We start from the raw sequence: 15,215 nt of genomic DNA, 5'->3' as shown, positions 1-15,215 counted from the left end.
TACAAACTTATCCACAGAAGAGGTGCTTTCGGCCTATTTCCACCCCCTCCTTTCACCTATCCTGGCGCCGGTATCGTCCGGACTTGATGGCTGAAAGATGCGATGGCTTAGTCCCTGAAGGCAGCTGACAACTGCTGGACCAAGTCGGCGGCAGCCATCTCATGACAGCCCGTCATGTTCTGGCCCGCCCAGAGCGGTGAGAAATCCCCCCGTTCCAGTTGCTCCGCTGCGGCGCGCAAAGGTGCCAGCGCGGAGCTGGCATGAGGAAAGGGTGGTGCCAGTTCACTGAGCGGTCCCAGCTCCCTCATCAGCCGATTGACGATTCCCCTCGCCGGACGCCCACTGAACAAACGGGTCAGGGCCGTATGGGAGCCGCCATCCGAGCGCAAGGCCATTCGATGCAGGGGCGATGTGGTTGCCTCATGGCAACAGAGGAAGGCCGTCCCCAGTTGCACGCCACTTGCACCCAATGCCATGGCGGCGCGGATCCCCTTGGCATCGGCAATGCCCCCGGCCGCAATCACCGGCAAAGAGACCGCCTCGACTATCTGTGGCAACAGGCTGAAGGTGCCCTGCTGCAAGCTGAGATCTTCCGAGAGGAAGTGACCGCGATGGCCACCCGCCTCCAGCCCCTGAGCGATAATGGCGTCCACTCCCCTGGCCTCGAGCCAGCGCGCCTCGGCCACCGTCGTTGCACTCGCCAGGATCCGGCTCCCCTGTTCCTTGACGCGCGCCATCAGCCTTTCATCAGGCAGGCCGAAGTGAAAGCTCACCACAGGCGGGGCAAATTCGGCCAGGATCTCGGCTTGAGCCACGCCGAAGGGGGAGCGGCTGGTACTCCGGGTCACCGCATCCGCTGCCAAGCCCAGCTCCTGATAGTAGGGTGCCAGCGCCTGACGCCAACGCGCTTGCTGCTGGGCATTGGTTGGCAACGGCTGATGACAGAAGAAGTTGACGTTATAAGGAGAGGTCGTAGCGGCACGGATCCTGGTCAGCTCATCACGCAGCCCGGTTTCATCCAGCATGGCGGCGGGCAATGAACCCAAGCCGCCCGCCTTGATGACGGCAATGGCCAAGGCGCTGCCTTGCACCCCGGCCATGGGAGCCTGGATAAGCGGAACGCGGATACCCAGCAGTTCAGTCAGCATCATGATCTCGCCTCAATCCCTTTCATGACTCCGGATGCCATCACGACGGCGCCTCTGTTCATGTCCGATGAGCCTCCCGAATGCCAACCTCCTGCCTAGCCAACGCGATGGCACCTTCTATTGCTCCTCTGGCCTGAGGGCTGTTTTGCCAGCAGCTGGATCCCAGCATGCTGGCCACCAACTGGACTATCTCCTGACTGCTGGCCTGGGCCAGTTGCTCAAAGGAACAGAAGCCCAGCTGTTCCAGGCGCGACACCACTGTCGGCCCCACCCCCTTGATGGCAAGCAGTAACGCTCTGTCTCTGGTATCAAATCCCATGCTGACTCTCCTCTCTCTTCTCTTTATACAGGGCGCCTGGCCGGGCCAGGCCGCCACAGGCATCCCACCGCTGGTTCGCTCACTGATCCGGCGGGACTAGCGGACATTGCGCAGCAGAAAATCTGGCTGGGCACAGGAGCGGCGTTCTCGCCTCACCATCTCATCCGGGCAGGTCATGGACTCGGTACCCGCCTTGTTGACGCAGATATAGATCTCCCGCAGGAAGCGGCCACCATCGGCGCAGGCAAGGGTGATGGTATCCGGGGCCAGCCACTCATTGGCACTGGCCAAGTCCGCCTTGAGCTCGAAGTTGCTCTTGCGCAGCGGTTGCGCTGGGGATTGGTAATCGGCGGGGATCTGCACCTTGTTGCGCAGATCCTCGGCTAGCTGGTGAAATGCCGGCTGGCTCAGCCCGGAGCAGGTGCCGTGCTTTTGCCACTCATGGCGATAGAGGAAACGGCTGGGGTAGAGGCCGGGAAAGTCGCGCTCCACATCCCCTGCGAGGCTTTCAGTGCTGCAATCGGAGGGATAACTCTTCAGATACTGCGGCCAGAGTCCGTGCAGCACGAAGCCAAGTTTGCGGCTGCACTGCTCCCGATCCGAGGGCTTGGCGGCGCAGTGCTCCGGTGACCAGGAGAGGGTCAGGGCATAGTAGTCAAAATCACCGCTGCGGCCCTTGGCCTGCACGGAGGCGGGCAAGGCGAGCAAGGTGATGAGGGCGAGCAGGCCCACTGTTCTTGTCATGGCATCTTCCTTATCGCCTCAACACTAGCCGTCACTGTCCGGCCATGGCGATGAGGCGGACTGGGCATGGATAGCGCGATAATCCCACAAACCGCCCAGATTGACAGCCATTTGAAGCCGCCTGTCCCGACAGGGTCAGACCAGTAAGGGGTTCCGCACCCGCGGCCGCGGGGGTAAGCTCGGGGACATGTGCGCGCCGTGCTGGCGCCGCGCCCCTCAACTTCCCATAGCCAAAACAGGATACGACATGATCCGCAAAAATCCCTCCGGCCACCTGCCGGTCATCGACGAATCGGCCTATATCGACAAAACCGCCATCATTTGCGGCAAGGTGATCATCAAGGAGAATGTCTTCGTCGGGCCCTACGCGGTGATCCGCGCCGACGAGGTTGATGAACACGGTGAGATGGAGCCCATCGTCATTGGCGCCAACTCCAATATTCAGGATGGGGTGGTGATCCACTCCAAGTCCGGCGCCGCCGTCACCATCGGCGAGTTCAGCTCCATCGCCCACAGATCCATCGTCCATGGCCCCTGCGTGGTGGGCAACAAGGTGTTCATCGGTTTCAATACGGTGCTCTTTAACTGCCACATCGGCGAGGGCTGTGTAGTGCGCCACAACTCGGTGGTCGATGGTTGCGATCTGCCCCCCGGCTTCTATGTCCCCTCCACCACCCGCATCAACCAGCAGAGCGATCTGGCCGAGATCCCGCGCGTCACCGTGGACGCCACCGAATTCTCCGAAGACGTGGCCCACACCAATATCGATCTGGTCAAAGGTTACAAGGCGCTCTCCAACGAATTCTGACGCCGCCCCCTTCATGACAAAAGCCGCCCGAGGGCGGCTTTCTCATTTCTGACGATGTCTCTGCTTATATAAGCATGCCGACTCAGGCCCCTATGATGCCACCGTCGTCGCGGGTGATGCGCAGCACGGCTGAGCGGGGGATATGCTTGCCGCCATCCGGGAAGTGGGAAGGGGCCAGCTCTTCACCCGGATGCTGCACCCCGACGAACAGGGTGCGCCAGTCCGGGCTGAAGGTGAGCCCGGTTATCTCGCAGGCGATGGGGCCGGTCAGGAAACGGCGTACCTCACCGCTCGCCGGATCCGCGCACAACATCTGGTTGTTGCCCATTCCCGCGAACTTCTGCTCGTTGGAGTAGTCGCCATCGGTCTGGATCCAGAGCCGTCCCGCCTCATCAAAGCCGATCCCGTCCGGGCTGTTGAACATGTTGTCTGGATTGATATTGGCGCTGCCCGCCATCAGTCCCTCTTTGTTTACCTGGGGGTTGCCCGCCAGCAGGAAGAGATCCCACTCGAAGCTGTCGCTGCCGTGATCGCCCGCGGCCGGACGCCAGCGAATGATCTGACCATAGGGGTTCTCGGCACGGGGGTTGGCACCATCCAGCGGCTGATTATCCTTGAGGCCGCGGTTCTTGTTATTGGTCAGGGTGCAATAGGCCTCGGCACGATGGGGATGCACCGCCACCCACTCGGGTCTGTCCATGGTAGTGGCGCCGAGCCGGGTCGCCGCCTCCCGGGCGAAGATGAGCACCTCCCCCTGATCGGCGAAGCCGTTCTCCTTGGTCAAACCATGCAGACCGTGCACCAGGGGCAGCCACTGACCCGTGCCCTTGAGCTCCCCTTCCTTGGCATCGAAGCGCGCCACATAGAGGGTGCCTTCGTCGAGCAAGTCCCGGTTCGCCGCATCATTGCCCGGCGCCACCTTGTTCTTGGAGATGAAACGATAGATGTGCTCGCCCCGCTCGTCATCGCCCAGATAAACCACGGCGCGGCCATCCTGATTGACGGTGAAGGCGGCATTCTCATGCTTGAAGCGGCCCAGGGCCGTGCGCTTCTTCGGGGTCGAGGCGGGATCCTTGGGGTCAATCTCCACCACCCAGCCGAAGCGGTTCGGCTCCTGGGGGTGTTTGGCGAGATCGAAGCGCTCGTCAAACTTGTGCCAGCCAAAGCCTGCATCCTCGGCGGCCAATCCGTAGCGGGCGGCCCGTTTGTCCAGATCTGGCTTGCCCTCACTGCCGAAGTAGCCGTTGAAGTTCTCCTCGCAGGTGAGGTAGGTGCCCCAGGGGGTCTGGCCGTTTGAGCAGTTGTTGAAGGTGCCGAGGGCGGTGCGCCCTTCGGGATCGGCCTGGGTCTTGAGCAGGACATGACCCGCTGCCGGGCCGCTCAGGGTCATGGGGGTATTGGCGGTGATACGACGATTGAGCGCGCCCTTGGGATTGACTTGCCACTTGCCGTCGGTCTGAACCAGCTCGACCAGGGAGACGCCATGGGCCGCCTGGGCCTTGGCCACACCGGCAGCACTGAGCTGCTTGCCGCCATCCCTGAACAGGTATTCGTAGTTGGTGTATTCGTTGTTGACCACCAACAGGGCGCGATCCCGGCCAAGCAGGAAGAAACTCATGCCGTCATTGTTATCGCCAAACTGACGGGCCTGGGCCTTGGCATCATTGTCCTGGCTAAAGGCGGGCGCATCGGCGAACAGCGCATCTCCCCAGGCGATCAGCACCTCGGCCTTGTAGCCGGGCGGCACCACCACGGTATCTGCCACCGAGGCGGGCACGGCCTGGAAGCCGAGCAAGGGTTGGGTCGCGGCCGCCACGGCGCGGGCAACGGGACTGGCGGCAAAGAAAGCCACCATGCTGGCGGCGCCAACGCCCTTGATAAAGCCCCTGCGGCTCAGCCCCGCCTCGATCAATCGACTGAATCCGGGCTCTTGTTCACGGGGGTGGTTGGCGCTATCAATCTCGTCAAAACGGCTCATCTGCTCTTTCCTTGTTATCTGCTCTTACGTCATTGTCCACTCACTGCGTCCGGCCAAAGGATGGCGACGTTTTATTAAACAATGATGACAAAGAGCGCCAATCTTGTCCGGCCAGCGCCACCGCCCCCTAGGCAGCCTTCACAACTTGTGCCTCAATAGGGGTGGGTTGATAAGCCCCACCATCAGGGAGAGTGCAACATGGATGAGTCACAGAAAGAGCAGGCTGGTGCAGGGGAAGGAGATCTCTGCCTGCTGACCATAGGCGAACATGAGAGCTGGCTGGTGCAGGGACAGCAGGAACCCCTGCGCCTTGCCATGGGATATCGAGCCCTGGTGCCCGGCCAGACCCTGGGCCAGTTTCACCGCGAGCCGCCCAGCCCCCTCGAACTGGAGCAGGCCATCGCCTGGGTGGAGGATATCGTCATGCCGCTGGCCACCGACCTGGCCCCCTGCTCGGCCTTGCGGCTCACTCCAAGCCTCCTCACCCCACTTTTTGGCCCCGTCACGCTGCCCCTGGCCCGCATCGAGCAGAGTTTTGCTCAGCTCGCCGCCATGGCAGAGAGGGATCCCCTGGCAGCCAGAGACTTGCCTGCCGGAAGGGAGTTTGCCGCCACCTTGCTTATCTTGCGCGAGTTCATGCACCACCTCGGCTTTATCGAGGTGAGCCTGCTCGCGGCTCAGCCGTGATGACAAGCCCTGTTTTCGCCTCACACCTGCAGCGACCATGACAATCCAGGGCTGCGAACGGGAGCAGCCCGCCCCCTCGCTATCAGGAGAAGCACGGAGCGATCAACCGGGCATCCCTTCAACCGCCTTCTGCCAGGGGCCCCGCTTCTGCTACCATCCCGGCCACGATCACTGTTCCCGTCACGGCCCTGGCCGCGATAACCCCACACTGGTGCCCTATGTCCATTGCCTCCTTTGCCGAACTGGCCCTCTCCCCCCGCCTGCAGCAGACGCTGACCGAACTCGGCTATGCCGCGCCGACCCCCATTCAGGCCAGCGCCATTCCCGTGATTCTGGCGGGGCGGGATCTGATGGCGGGGGCCCAGACCGGCACCGGCAAGACCGCCGCCTTCGTGCTGCCGCTGCTGGAGCAGCTGATGCAGCAGCCGCAAGCCGGCTCCTCCCGTCCCATCCGCGCCCTGGTGCTGGTGCCAACCCGCGAGCTGGCGGTGCAGGTCTTTGATAGCGTGGCGCGCTACGGGCAGGGCACTAGCCTCACCAGCGCCCTGGTCTATGGCGGGGTCAGCATAGCCGCCCAGGTGGAGGCGCTTCAAGCCGGGGTGGATCTGCTCATCGCCACCCCGGGCCGCTTGCTCGACCATCTGCGCCAGGGGGCCCTGAGCCTTGGGAGCCTCAGCCATCTGGTGTTCGACGAGGCGGACCGCATGCTCGACATGGGCTTTATGGACGAGATCAAGGCTCTGCTCAGACAGATACCAGCGGATCGCCAGACCCTGCTGTTTTCGGCCACCTGCGACGACAACCTGTTTGCCTTGAGCCGCGTGCTCTTGCGCGACCCCGAGCTTATCGAAGTGGCACCGCGCAACACCACGGCGGCCGAGGTGGAGCAGCGGGTCTATGCGGTGGATGGGGAGCGCAAGCTGGCGCTGGTGGAGCACCTGATCAAGGTGAAGGGCTGGGCCCCTGTGCTCATCTTCAGCCGCACCCGTCAGGGGGCCGACAAGCTGGCCCAGCAGCTCGGCAAGGCGGGCATCAATGCGCTCGCCTTCCACGGGGATCTGTCGCAGAGCGCGCGGGAGAAAGTGCTGCTGGCGTTTCGCGCCGGCACCTTGCAGGCCCTGGTCGCCACCGACGTGGCGGCTCGCGGGCTGGATATCAGCGATCTCAACTACGTGATTAATCTGGAGTTCCCCCATCAGCCTGAGGATTACGTGCACCGCATAGGGCGCACCGGCCGCGCGGGCAACAAGGGGCTCGCCATCACCTTGTTCAGCCCGGAGGATGCGCCCCTGCTGGAGAAGGTGGAGGCCGTGCTCGACACCCGCTTGCCCCAGCAGTGGTTCCCGGGTTTTGAGCCCGATCTGACCCGCTTCGATCCCGAACCGCGCCGCAGCGGCAAGGGTGCCCAGAAGCAGAAGGCCAGAAAGCAGGCCCTCGCGGGTGGCAAGGGTAAACGTTGAGCCCCCTTAACCAGACGCTATGCGCATTGGAGAGATATGACACCCCCACATGAAATGGCACTGATCCGTTGCGAACCAGGCTCGCCCTATTTGGCGCGGCTGGAGCAGCTGTTCCAGTCGGCGTGGCCAGACTTTTGGTTTCGCGATACTTACACCCAAAATGCGTGCTTGCCGCCTGTGCTGGTTGCCGTCATGAATGGGGTGGTGATAGGAGGGTTGGCTTTTTCTCGCTTCAAGGAGCCTCATCGCAGCGGTGAAGTCATCTGGATCAATGCCGTGTTTGTCAGTGCAGAACACCGGGGTAAAGGCCTTGCCAGCCGACTCATCAATGCCGGTGTGTCACAGACATTGGCATCGTCACAAGACTCTCTCTATGCCTATACGAATGTCCCGGCACTGTATCAATCCTTGGGGTGGTCAGAGGTGGCTATTGAATGTGAGCCAGATCACAAGGTCATGGGCATTTCACTCAAGCCCCGGCTACCCGAATAAAAAGCGTCGAGGAAAACAGCCAGGATCCGCTGGGGAACAGGTGCAACCCCCTGTGTTTATCTGCCCCAAAACGACGATGCCATCTTGGGTGAGCTGCACTTCCGCCGCCCGCACGCTACCGCCCCAGAAGCTCGCCACCAGTATCAAGGCCCCGGCCAGCCCGCACTTTATCCAACCTTTCATCATCTTGCTCCCTCGATACAACCAACCCCTCGCCACCCCAGTGGCAAGCGGGCCCATTTATCAGTGCACAGAAGATAGAGGGGATTTGTGAGGGAAGCATGAGGTTGTGTGAAGCCAAGGTGAAGTCGGGGGAAAATGCTGGGAACACATCATCACCAGCCCCGCAAGACGCGATATTAAAGGCAATGCACAAACCACGTAGGGACGATTAGCGCAGCGTAATCGTCCGCATAGCGCCGCGCACCGAGTTATGGCAAGACAGACAGGAAACTCTGGGCTCCTGCGGCCTCTCGGCGACCCCTTATCGCGATCGTCCGAATACGCTTCGCTATTCGAACCTACAACACAGATAGCGGCCCCTCTCCCGAGGGAGAGGGGATGGCCCATGCCAATACCAAGCCACTCATATTCACCCGCACCACAGAGCCAATGCATAATCAGCGAAGCCTGTTTTCCCCCTTCTCCCCTCGCGGGAGAAGGGTCGGGGATGAGGGGGAGGTAACAATAAATCCCATTATGTAGGGTCGATTAGCGCAGCGTAATCGTCCGCATACCGCCATGCACCGGGTCATGACAAACCGGCAGCATACTTTGGATGTCAGTGGCTTCTCGGCCACGACCTGTTCGCGAACGTCCGAATACGCTTCACAATTCGAACCTACGTCCCGAAGCAATAGATATCTCCCGAGTATTCAGTTATATTTTCTAGCGTTCTAGAACTCCAGTTAAAGGTGCAGCTGTGTTCAATAAACATTTCTTATTTTTTGCATCACTCCTTATTTTTTATATCTTACTTCCATGGTTGCTTACCCATTTTACATTAGCGGCCTAGACTGGAGTTATGTGCAGGGTGTGTGGAACACATGGCAAACGTTGAATGCGGCAATGATTGCCCTTTTGGCTAGCATTATTGCTCTTGCTGCCGCTATGTACTCAGAGCACCAGAAAAGGGAAAGAGATCTTTTAGCTGCAAAAGCTCTCCTGCCAGAAGCATTAACTCAGTTAATCTATTTCTGTAAGCATTCCGCCGGCCTTCTAGAGGATGCCTATATAAAGAGAAATGAACCTAACAGCGAACCATATCTACTATATATAAATGGTGATATCTATCAAATCCCAGAGTGGGTGAGTTCGGCCTTTCAGGGTTGCATTGTTGCAGCAGAAAAACCTGATGCCATATACATGGCTGATATTCTTGCTGAATTACAAATCATTCGGGCTAGACTGGTAAGTATTCATGATGATAGCAATAAAGATATGGAATTGCTTGTCATGCCTGATGAACTAATATCTCACATTAGACAACTTGGTTGTTTTGTTGCCAAGGTAACTGCATTATTTCCCTACGCAAGAGATGGAAAACCCATCTTAAAAGAAGTAATTAGCAATGAAATGGTTAACAATGGTCTATCACAAATAGATGCCGTTGAATTCGCATACTATATTGAGTAGATTGGAAAAATATAAACACTTATATTAGCAGTCCAAATTTAAAACAACATTAAATGTGATTACTGCTTGCACTTACGACTAGAAAATTGACTTGCCAGATAGCTAAAAGTATAAAATATAAAACCACCCGCATAGTGAAGTGAACCCCATTTATTGGACACGTTAGTTGGCGGATAACATGGCCTGAGTTCGGTACTGTACCGGGCTCAGGCCGTTTAGTTTCACTTTGATCCGCTCATGGTTGTAGTAGTGGATGTATTCATCCACCGCACGTTTCAACTGCTCTGTATCTTCGTACTCTTCGTTGAACCAGCATTCGCTTTTCAGCAGTCCAAAGAAGTTCTCTACCACCGCATTGTCCAGGCAGTTCCCTTTGCGTGACATGCTTTGCTTCACGTCCCTTGACGATAATCGCGTCTGATAGCTGGCCATCTGATATTGCCAGCCTTGATCCGAGTGCAGCACCGGCGCGTCTGTGGGCCCTAATGTCGCCAAGGCATCATCCAGCATCTTGTCCACCAACCGCATCCCCTGGTGCGTTGCCATCTGCCAGGCGATGATCTCGCTGTTATAGAGGTCCAGCACCGGCGACAAGTACAACTTCTGCCCTTTGAGATTGAACTCCGTCACATCGGTGACCCATTTTTGGTTCGGGGCATCGGCGTGAAAATCACGCTGCAAGAGGTTTGGGGCGATATGGCCGTATGTCCCCTTGTACGACCGATATTTCTTGCGGCGCAGGTTAGAGGCAAGGTCCTGCTCTCGCATGAGTTTTCGCACTGTCTTGTGGTTAATTAGGCACCCTTCGTTGCGCAGCGCCAGGGTGATCCGCCGATAACCATAACGCCCCTTGTGGTGATGAAACAGCGCCTTGATCCGTTGCGCTTCATGCTCATAGGTCCCTGTGCTGGTACCTGACTTCACCTGCCAGTAGAAGGTGCTGCGTGGCAACCAAGCGATATGCAGCAGCGTTGCCAGCTGATGGTCCTGCCTTAGCTCGGAAACTATTTTTGCTTTCTCTGCTGCTTTTCCCGAGCCAAGGCATGCAGCTTTTTTAGATAGGCGTTCTCCGCCCGCAGGTATTCGAGCTCTTCCTGGGCACTGTGGAAAGTGGGATAGGGGGCGGTGAGCGGTTTGTTCGGTGGTTTTTTTCCTGAAGCCATGATGCGCTCTGTGCGTTTGTCACTAAGGGCCATGATACCGCCTTCACGATAAAGCCGCGTCCAGCGACTGACGGTGCAGGCCGCGGCGATCTTGAATGCTGCGGCCGCCTTGCGAGAAGAGGCATTATTTTCCTGCATCCAGTGCAGTACCTCCTCTTTGAACTCAGCAGAATAAGCTTTGGTCGTGATGGTCAAGCCATCTTCACCACTGACTTTCCAGTGCTCAGTCCAGCGGCGAACGGCGCCATGATCGACCCCAAACAGGGCGGCCGTCTTTTTGGCACCGTCATGACCGTTGAGATAGTGAAGAACGACCTGATGCTTGAAGTCGGTCGAGTATTTTTGCTTTGCCATAGAAACGAAGAACCCCTACTCGTTGGGTGTCCAACTTTCGGGGTTCACTTCAATAGCAGGTGGTTTTTTTCGCTATCACCAGAAAAACTAGTGATATTTAATTCCCAACACCAATCACCCCAACGGCGGCGTCCGCGGCGGCACCATTCGCTTGCTGCCGGTGGACTCGAAGGCCGAGGCGACGCGCAGCAGGTTATTGTCGTCGTAGGCGCGACCGGCGAAGGTCAGGCCCACCGGCATACCGATATCGGCCATGATCCCCATGGGGACTGTGACGGTCGGCACCCCGAGATGACGAATGGCGAGGTTGCCGTTGGCAACCCAGATGCCGTTGCTCCAGGCGATATCGGCAGAGGCCGGATTCACATCCGCATCGGCGGGACCGACATCGGCCACTGTGGGGAAGAGCACGGCGTCGAGCTTGAGCCCGTCCATCCAGTCCTCCAGATCCAGCTTGCGGGTCTTTTCCAGCCCACGCAGGCCGTCCGGCACTGTGGCGATCTCGTCCCAGGATTTCAGGCCGCGCTTGGCCATATTGACGTACTCGTCCATGCCCGCCGCGAGATCGCCCTCGCGGTTCGGCAGCGTGCCCGGATCGTGGGGGAAGATCTTCGGCCCATCGACATCGGCCAGCTTGTTGAGCTTGGGATCGCCGTTGGCACGCAGGAAGTCGTCGAACGCCCAGCCGGAGAGCTCCCACAGCTCGTCGTTGAGAAACTCCGGACTCACGATGCCGCGATTGAACACGGTCGGCGCGCCGGGTCGGTCCCCTTCGCAGTTGGAGACCAGGGGGAAGTCCACTTCGATGACTTCTGCGCCAGCGGCTTCCAGCGCCTTGCGCGCTTCTTCCCAGAGGGCAATCACCGAGGGGCGGGTGTGGATACATTGACCGGTCGGGCCGCCGATGCCGGGGTGCTCGCTGGTGCCGGCCAGCTCATCCTTGTTGATAAACATGCGCGGCACGCCGAGGCGCTTGCCCTTGAGGGCATCGGCCTTGGCTGCCAGTTCCAGATAGGAAGCCGGACGCACTTCGGAGGCCTTGGGCAGCTGCACCCAGGGCTGCATGCGCCACAGATCGCCACGGGTGTCGGCATCGTCAGCCACCACTACGTCGAGCACTTCCAGCAGGTCATTCATGGTGCGGGCATAGGGCACCACCACATCCATGGTCGGAGTCAGCGGCCAGTTGCCGCGCACCGAGATGACACCACGGGACGGGGTATAGGCACAGAGGCCGTTGTTGGAGGCAGGGCCACGGCCGCTCGACCAGGTCTCTTCGGCGAGACCGAAGGCAGAGAAGCTGGCGGCGGTGGCGGTGCCGGCCCCGTTGGAGGAGCCGGAGGCAAAGGGCGCGGTCAGGTAGTCGGCATTGTAGGGGCTCTCGGCACGGCCGTAGACGCCGCGCTGCATGCCGCCATTGGCCATGGGCGGCATATTGGTCTTGCCAAGGCAGATGGCACCGGCGGCGCGCAGCCGCTCAACGGTAAAGGCATCGCGCTGGGCCACCAGATCCTTGAAAGCCGGGCTGCCGGAGGCGGCGGTCAGCCCCTTGACCAGATAGCTGTCTTTGGCGGTGTAGGGGATGCCGTCCAGAGGACCCAAAGTTTCACCACGGGCGCGGCGGGCATCGGAAGCCTCGGCCTCTTTCAGCGCATCGGGATTGGCGACCACCACGGCGTTGAGTTTGGTGGCAGTCTCTGGGCCATTGTAGGCCTCGATCCGGGCCAGATAGGCCTTGACCAGTTCGACCGCTGTGGTGCGGCCTGATTCGAGCGCACCGCGCAGCTCGGCAATGGAAACCTCGGTGACATCTACCATTTTGGCGATCATGGGGATCTCCTGTAAAAGGGTGACTGTTTGTCATGATGATCGCCGCATCGGCGCCTGCGACCATCACACCATCAAGAGATAAAACCCCACGGCGTGGGGTTTTGAATACCAGCTGGAACCGGTTTACGACCCGTCGCGAGAGGCCGGAAGCTCAGTGAAGAGCAGCACAGGAACCGGAGCGTATAAACATACGTGAGCCCTCGGTTTCACATAAGCGAGCAGCACATGAGCCTTGATCACGGCCTCGCAGCAGGATCGTCATCCGGTTCTTATTTGCCGGAGGGGATCTGCTGGGTAATGCAGTGGATATTGCCACCGCCCAGCAGGATCTCGCGAGCCGGTACGCCGACGACTTTATGCTCGGGGAAGATCTCTTCCAGAATGCGCTGGGCTTCGCCATCAGTGGCGGCATCCAGCAGCGGGTAGACGATGCTGCCGTTGGTGATGAGGAAGTTCACATAGGAACCGGCCAGACGACCTTCGGCCTCGCGCGGCACACCGCTGCCGCTCTCGACACCGGCGGACTCCTCTTCAGTACAGTAGAGCGGGCCCGGCTGGGGCAGCTTCCACACTTTCAGCTTGCGACCCTTGGCATCCACCGCCGCTTCCAGCACCTTGAGGGCGGCCACGGAGCGAGCGTACTGGGGATCGTTCTCATCGTCGGTCCAGTGCAGGGCCACTTCACCCGGGCGCACGAAGCAGCAGATGTTGTCGATGTGGCCGTCGGTCTCGTCCAGATAAACGCCCTCATTCAACCAGATGAAGCTGGTCACGCCGAGGTAGTCGCGTAAGTAAGCTTCGATCTGATCCTTGCTCAGGTGCGGGTTGCGGTTCTCGTTGAGCAGGCACTCGGCCGTGGTCATGCAGGTGCCTTCGCCGTCCACATGGATGGAGCCCCCTTCCAGAATGAGCGGCGCGTCGTAGCGGCTCATGCCGTGCTCGGCCAGCATCTTGGCTGCCACTTCCTCATCCTGGTTCCAGGGGGCGTAGAGGCCGCCCTTGAGGCCGCCCCAGGCGTTGAAGCCCCAATCCACCCCACGGCACTCGCCTGCGCGGTTGGTGACTATGGTCGGGCCGCTGTCGCGGGCCCAGCAGTCATCACTGTTCATCTCCACCAGGGTGACGTGGGCGGGCATGAGGCCACGGGCCTGCTCCATAAACTGGGCGGGGACCCCCATAAAGACCGGGGTGGCCTGACCTATGGCATCCGCCACCTTGGCGAAGGTGGCCTGCGCGAAGCGACCGGCCTCTCGCCAGTTGTCCGGGCGGAACGGCCAGATCATCCAGACGGCCTGCTGGTGTGCCCACTCGGCGGGCATGGTGAAGCCGTCGGCGGCCGGAATGGAGTTGATGGTCTTGATGCTCATCGCAAGGCTCCTTGCATGGATTGAGGCCCCCACCTTGACCTGGGAACCCTGGAAAAATAAGAGTGGGTCGCAGTGTAAGAAGTTGCGTGCCCATCCATCAAATGAATAGGATGGATTGTCCCATAAACAGCGCGAATAATCCCTCCATGAAACTGCACCAGCTCGACCTCAATCTGCTGCTCGCCCTTGACGCCCTGATGACGCAAGGCAGCGTGACCCGCGCCGCCGAGTCGCTCTTTATCAGCCAGCCCGCCATGAGCCACGCCCTCAATCGCCTGCGGGCCTTCTTTGACGATCCGCTGCTGGTGCGTACCCCTCAGGGGATGCTGCCGACCCCCCGGGCCCAGCGGCTGCATCTGGGGGTGCAGCAGGTGCTGCGGCTGCTGGAGCAGCAGCTCTGGGAGGAGGAGCTGTTCGAGCCGCGCCAGTCGAAGCGCCGCTTCGTGCTCTGCACCACGGATTACGTGGAGTGCGTGCTGATCCCGCCCCTTATCCAGCGCCTCAGGAAGCTGGCCCCCGGGGTCACCATAGAGATCCGCATACTGCGCGACACCCTGCCGGAGGCGGAGCTTGCCAGCGGCGAGATCGATCTGGTGCTGGGGTTTGACGAGTACATGCAGGTGCCGGGCTATCTGGGCAAGGAGACCTGGCTCACCGAGCCCCTGGCCGGGCTGGTGCGCGCCACCCTGGAGCTGGAGGAGGAGCGCATCACCCTCGCGCAGCTGATTGATATGCCCCACGTGTTCCACTCGCCGCTCGGCACCTCGGAGGCGAGCCTCGACCGCTATTTGCAGAGCCTGGGTCATAGCCGCACCATCTCGGTCAACAGCCAGAGCTATATGTCCGCCGCCGCCATCGTCAGCCAGAGCGATCACCTCTTGGTGCTGCCGAGCATGGTGGCCGAGCTGCTCGCCAACCACTGGCCGCTGAAGAGCCTGCCGCTGCCGGAGGCGGTGCCCGATTACCACCTCAACTGCGTCTGGCATCCGGTACACGCCCAGCAACCGGCCTTGATCTGGTTGAAAGACTTGATGAAGGAACTGGTGAGCCCGGTGTAAGCCCGCTGCGTCTGGCACGCTCTCAGCGGCACGCCCAGCAACCAGCCTTGATCTGGTTGAAAGACTTGATGAAGGAACTGGTGAGCCCGGTGTAAGCCCGCTGCGTCTGGCACGCTCTCAGCGGCACGCCCAGCAACCGGCCTTGATCTGGTTGAAAGAATAGATGTAGGAC

The 15,215-nt window shown here is 60.0% G+C and carries 13 protein-coding genes and 1 pseudogene; 6 read left to right on the top strand and 8 right to left on the bottom strand.

Translation table 11 applies throughout. The features are described 5' to 3' along the window. Positions 1 to 107: 107 nt before the first annotated feature. The 3 genes from BN1130_RS00690 to BN1130_RS00680 all read right to left on the bottom strand — a co-directional run bounded on the left by BN1130_RS00690 (position 108) and on the right by BN1130_RS00680 (position 2,211). Complete coding sequence (locus BN1130_RS00690; RefSeq protein ID WP_042039639.1) at positions 108 to 1,151, bottom strand: NAD(P)H-dependent flavin oxidoreductase; 1,044 nt, start codon at positions 1,149 to 1,151, stop codon at positions 108 to 110. Positions 1,152 to 1,206: 55 nt separating this feature from the next. Continuing rightward, a complete protein-coding gene (locus BN1130_RS00685; RefSeq protein ID WP_042039638.1) occupies positions 1,207 to 1,467 on the bottom strand; it encodes a helix-hairpin-helix domain-containing protein in 261 nt (86 codons plus the stop codon). Positions 1,468 to 1,563: 96 nt separating this feature from the next. Then, entirely contained in the window at positions 1,564 to 2,211 is a 648-nt protein-coding gene (locus BN1130_RS00680) for a ribonuclease T2 family protein (protein WP_042039637.1), read from the bottom strand. 247 nt (positions 2,212 to 2,458) lie between these two features. On the opposite strand from BN1130_RS00680, the gene BN1130_RS00675 reads away from it, so the two are divergent. Then, complete coding sequence (locus BN1130_RS00675) at positions 2,459 to 3,019, top strand: gamma carbonic anhydrase family protein (protein ID WP_042039636.1); 561 nt, start codon at positions 2,459 to 2,461, stop codon at positions 3,017 to 3,019. A gap of 82 nt (positions 3,020 to 3,101) precedes the next feature. Here the strand turns inward: BN1130_RS00675 and BN1130_RS00670 are convergent, their stop codons facing one another. Continuing rightward, positions 3,102 to 4,997: a PhoX family protein gene (locus tag BN1130_RS00670; protein WP_042039635.1), complete on the bottom strand. Its 1,896-nt coding sequence runs from the start codon at positions 4,995 to 4,997 to the stop codon at positions 3,102 to 3,104. Positions 4,998 to 5,195: 198 nt separating this feature from the next. Between BN1130_RS00670 and BN1130_RS00665 the strand changes: the two genes are divergently transcribed. The 3 genes from BN1130_RS00665 (at position 5,196) to BN1130_RS00655 (ending at position 7,636) form a co-directional block, all read left to right on the top strand. Then, positions 5,196 to 5,684, top strand: a complete 489-nt coding sequence (locus BN1130_RS00665; RefSeq protein WP_042039634.1) for a hypothetical protein — start codon at positions 5,196 to 5,198, stop codon at positions 5,682 to 5,684. 218 nt (positions 5,685 to 5,902) lie between these two features. Continuing rightward, a complete protein-coding gene (locus BN1130_RS00660; protein ID WP_042039633.1) occupies positions 5,903 to 7,144 on the top strand; it encodes a DEAD/DEAH box helicase in 1,242 nt (413 codons plus the stop codon). Between the two features lie 36 nt (positions 7,145 to 7,180). Beyond that, the gene (locus BN1130_RS00655) at positions 7,181 to 7,636 is read left to right on the top strand and encodes a GNAT family N-acetyltransferase (protein ID WP_042039631.1); all 456 of its coding nucleotides are present in this window, start codon (positions 7,181 to 7,183) and stop codon (positions 7,634 to 7,636) included. 84 nt (positions 7,637 to 7,720) lie between these two features. On the opposite strand, the pseudogene BN1130_RS23255 reads toward BN1130_RS00655, so the two are convergent. After that, positions 7,721 to 7,822: pseudogene (locus BN1130_RS23255) on the bottom strand (subclass B2 metallo-beta-lactamase); the annotation flags it as partial. 882 nt (positions 7,823 to 8,704) lie between these two features. Here BN1130_RS23255 and BN1130_RS00650 point away from each other — a divergent pair. After that, entirely contained in the window at positions 8,705 to 9,271 is a 567-nt protein-coding gene (locus BN1130_RS00650) for a hypothetical protein (RefSeq protein ID WP_042039630.1), read from the top strand. Between the two features lie 162 nt (positions 9,272 to 9,433). On the opposite strand, the gene BN1130_RS22015 is transcribed toward BN1130_RS00650, so the two are convergent. The 3 genes from BN1130_RS22015 to aguA all read right to left on the bottom strand — a co-directional run bounded on the left by BN1130_RS22015 (position 9,434) and on the right by aguA (position 13,985). Continuing rightward, positions 9,434 to 10,788, bottom strand: a protein-coding gene (locus tag BN1130_RS22015) for an IS3 family transposase (RefSeq protein WP_370736592.1) whose coding sequence is annotated in 2 segments (ribosomal slippage) — positions 9,434 to 10,288 and positions 10,291 to 10,788 — 1,353 coding nt in all. Because the reading frame shifts where the segments join, the coding sequence is not laid out codon by codon here. A gap of 114 nt (positions 10,789 to 10,902) precedes the next feature. After that, positions 10,903 to 12,606, bottom strand: coding sequence for an amidase (locus BN1130_RS00635; protein WP_042039640.1), 1,704 nt, complete (start codon positions 12,604 to 12,606; stop codon positions 10,903 to 10,905). 281 nt (positions 12,607 to 12,887) lie between these two features. Next, positions 12,888 to 13,985 carry an agmatine deiminase gene (aguA, locus tag BN1130_RS00630; protein WP_042039627.1) on the bottom strand — a complete coding sequence of 366 codons (1,098 nt, stop codon included), beginning with the start codon at positions 13,983 to 13,985 and terminating at the stop codon, positions 12,888 to 12,890. Between the two features lie 146 nt (positions 13,986 to 14,131). On the opposite strand from aguA, the gene BN1130_RS00625 reads away from it, so the two are divergent. Next, positions 14,132 to 15,043 (top strand): LysR family transcriptional regulator, encoded by a 912-nt coding sequence (locus BN1130_RS00625; RefSeq protein ID WP_042039626.1) that lies wholly within the window; start codon positions 14,132 to 14,134, stop codon positions 15,041 to 15,043. Positions 15,044 to 15,215: the final 172 nt, after the last annotated feature.

The sequence above is a fragment of the Aeromonas rivuli genome, assembly GCF_000820045.1.
Classification (GTDB): Bacteria; Pseudomonadota; Gammaproteobacteria; order Enterobacterales; family Aeromonadaceae; genus Aeromonas; species Aeromonas rivuli.
This window is presented reverse-complemented; position numbering and strand designations above follow the sequence as displayed.